At 73.5% G+C, this 2,894-nt stretch carries 5 protein-coding genes and 1 pseudogene; 1 reads left to right on the forward strand and 5 read right to left on the reverse strand.

Annotation, left to right across the window (positions count from 1 at the left end; translation table 11 throughout):
- From amaP to GWI24_RS42975, 5 genes are all read right to left on the reverse strand, one after another.
- Window positions 1–536 (reverse strand): alkaline shock response membrane anchor protein AmaP (gene amaP / locus GWI24_RS42955; protein WP_210951443.1); only part of this gene is annotated, 536 nt, incomplete at its 3' end.
- A gap of 7 nt (window positions 537–543) precedes the next feature.
- Window positions 544–1,224 carry a DUF6286 domain-containing protein gene (locus GWI24_RS42960; protein WP_210951444.1) on the reverse strand — a complete coding sequence of 227 codons (681 nt, stop codon included), beginning with the start codon at window positions 1,222–1,224 and terminating at the stop codon, window positions 544–546.
- Window positions 1,221–1,646, reverse strand: coding sequence for a hypothetical protein (locus GWI24_RS42965; protein ID WP_308344277.1), 426 nt, complete (start codon window positions 1,644–1,646; stop codon window positions 1,221–1,223). Before GWI24_RS42965 ends, GWI24_RS42960 begins: the two co-directional genes overlap by 4 nt.
- A gap of 27 nt (window positions 1,647–1,673) precedes the next feature.
- Window positions 1,674–1,865, reverse strand: coding sequence for a hypothetical protein (locus tag GWI24_RS42970; protein ID WP_210951445.1), 192 nt, complete (start codon window positions 1,863–1,865; stop codon window positions 1,674–1,676).
- 41 nt (window positions 1,866–1,906) lie between these two features.
- On the reverse strand, window positions 1,907–2,431 hold the full coding sequence (locus tag GWI24_RS42975; protein ID WP_210951446.1) for an Asp23/Gls24 family envelope stress response protein: 525 nt from the start codon (window positions 2,429–2,431) through the stop codon (window positions 1,907–1,909).
- A gap of 171 nt (window positions 2,432–2,602) precedes the next feature.
- Here GWI24_RS42975 and GWI24_RS42980 point away from each other — a divergent pair.
- Window positions 2,603–2,894: pseudogene (locus GWI24_RS42980) on the forward strand (nucleopolyhedrovirus P10 family protein); the annotation flags it as partial.

Consider the following 2,894-nt stretch of genomic DNA (forward strand, 5'->3'; position numbering starts at 1 on the left):
CCGTGCCGGGCCACCCTCAACCGCACGTCCGCCGGGAGGGCTTCCAGGCCCGCCGACGTACGGGCGCGTTCCAGGGCCTCCGCTCGCACCGCCTCCAGAGTCGACAGCGGGTCCGCCCGCGCGTCCAGCGCCAAGCCCATCCGGGCCTCCGGTGTCGTCCGGCGGCCCCGTAGCAGGACGTGGGCGCGCTCCACGCCGTCCAGCGACTCCGCGTCCGACAAGAGGGCGGCTTCCAGGGCACGGCCGCGTAGCAGGGCGCCCTCGCCGTCGCCCGTTTCCACGAGCACTTCCTGAAGGCGACGCCGTCGCAGCTGGACCAGGAACCAGCACAGGGAAAGCACGAACAGCACCGCAAGCGCCGCGATGACGGCCGGCCAGAACCATCCGGTGTCCCGCCACCGCGTGCGATCCGCCCGGCTGAGCAGCACATCGTCGCGGCCGTCGAACGGCGGCCACCCGGCCAGGATCACCGCGCCCGCAGCGGCCAGCACCAGACCCACGAGCGCCAGCAGCACCCGGTTGACGACACTCAGCATGGCGCGCTCACCCCTTCGACTTCGCGGAGCGCCGTACGTGGACGGAGAGGGCGGGCGGCCGGGCCAGGCCCAGTTGGCGGATGCCCTCGTGGAGGGCGGCGTCCAGATCCGCGCGTACCTCGTCCAGATCGCGGAAGTGGGCCATGGCGCGGGCCCTGATCCGCCGTCGGCCGACGTCCACGCGGGCCGACCGGACACCGGGCACCTCCATCGCCCGGTCCCGCAGCACCAGCCCCGCCGACGTTCGGTCGATTCCCGCTCGAACGGCGGCCTCAGCTTCTGCCCCCGCCCCCGACTCCGGCTCCGGCGCGCGCATCGGGAGCAGCCCTCGCAGCCCCGGCGCCATCGCGAGGATCACCATCCACACCCCCAGCGCGGCCAGCAGCGCCGCCCCGCCCACGATCCACGCGTTGTCCAGCGGCCGTGAGGCGAGTTCATCGGCGAACCAGTCCCGCCACCGCATGGCGCGCCGCCCCGAGCGCACGGCCGCCACGTCGTACAGCAGCAGCCCGCTGACGGCGGCGATGGCCAGGGCGACGATCCCGGCCGGTACCCGCCGCTCGGACCAGAAGCGCCGGACGCGCCCGGGCGGATCCCCGTCCCCGGCACCGGAACCGGCACCCGTCCCCGCCCTCGCGCCGTACGCCGACGCCGAGGTGGACTGACGCATCTTCTGGTCCGCGTTCATCGCACCCTGTCCCTCCCCCGACGCGCCCTGCGCTCCGGGCGCTCCCACTGCGGCACATGCAGCCGTTCGACCGTCACCGCGACCTCGGACACCTCCATGCCCGTCATCTCGCCTACCCGTTCGATCACCTGACGACGCACCGCACCGCAGTGCGCGCCGATGTCCGAGGGATAGCCGAGCTCGACGGCGACCCGGACGCGCGCGACGCCCCCGCGCACCGCGGCGACCGCGTACGGCCGTCCCGCGCCGACGACATCGGCGAGGGCGACCTCACCGGGCTCCACACCGGCATCCGCACCCGTATCCGCACCGGCATCCGCGGCGCCGCCGCCCCGCAACGCCTCCCGCGCCGCCTGCGAGGCGATCTTCGCGACGACCCGGTCCGCGATCCGCGTCGCACCCCGCTCACCCGGCTCCACCACGGCACGTCCTTACGGTCGTCATGGCGCTCACCGTGGCCGTCCGTCACGGCCACGGGAACGGAAGAAGTCGCCCGGTTCCAGATCACCGTCCAGGAACCGGCCGACGATGAACCCGACGGCTCCCAACGCCGCCACCAGCAGAAAGGCCCCGAAACCACCGAAGTAACCTGCGAAAGCCAGCGCCATTCCCGCGATCATTCCGACCCCGGCCATGCTCATCGTGTGCTCCTTCGCTGGAGCCGACCGGAACCGCTGCCGGCCTACTGGAGCCGCGGCTCCGGCGATTCCTCTTCCTCGTCCGGCAACTTCACATCGCTGACCGCGATATTGACCTCGACGACCTCGAGGCCGGTCATCCGCTCGGCCGCCGCGATCACGTTCTCCCGTACGGCCCGTGCGACATCGGCGATGGAGACGCCGTAGTCCACCACGATCTCCAGGTCGAGGGCCGTCTGCACCTCCCCCACCTCCGCCTTCACCCCGCGAGTGACCGACCGGCCGCCGGGCACCCGGTCCCGTACGACCCCGAAGGTACGCGCGAGACCGCCGCCCATCGCATGGACGCCGACCACATCGCGGGCCGCCATACCCGCGATCTTCTCCACGACGCCGTCGGCGATGGTGGTGCGCCCCCGCACGGCCGGGTCGCCTCCGCCCCGCCTGGTCCGATCGGTGGCGGCGGCTGCCGCGGCGATGCCGGGCCCGGCGCCCAGCGTCCTGGGCGTACCGGCGGCGGGTTCCGTGGCGGGGTTCTCGGGTCGGTTCCGTGGTGCGGTCTCGGACATCACCGATCGTCCCTTCCGAGGCGAAGAGCGGTGGAAGCGATTTCCGCTCGCTCTATTTGCCACCTTAAAGGGGCCTTCCCCGAACCGCTTCGGAGATGCGGCACTCGCGCGATCGATACGGCAGGCTGAGAGCGGTAGGGCTCACGTCCGTACGGCGGTAAGGGGTGCACGGTGGTCACGGACCGGCTCGCGCAGACCGTAAGGGAGCAATTGCGGCTCGGCCGGCTGCTGCCCCTGGGCGCGCGGGAGGACGGCTCCTGGATCACCGAACGCGCGGCGAGCGATGTGCTCGGGCGGGCCGCCGCCGAGGTCCCCGGCGCGCACCTGGGAGCGCTGCGGATCGAGCCCGCCGACCCCGGCACCGCCGGGACGCCCGCGGTGCCGCCCCCGCCGAGCGCGCTTCCGCCGGGGCCCCTGCGCATCGCGGCGGAGTGCGGGGCGACGCTGGAGGAACCGCTTCCGG

The organism is Streptomyces sp. MK37H (assembly GCF_018035285.1).
Lineage (GTDB): Bacteria > Actinomycetota > Actinomycetes > Streptomycetales > Streptomycetaceae > Streptomyces > Streptomyces endocoffeicus.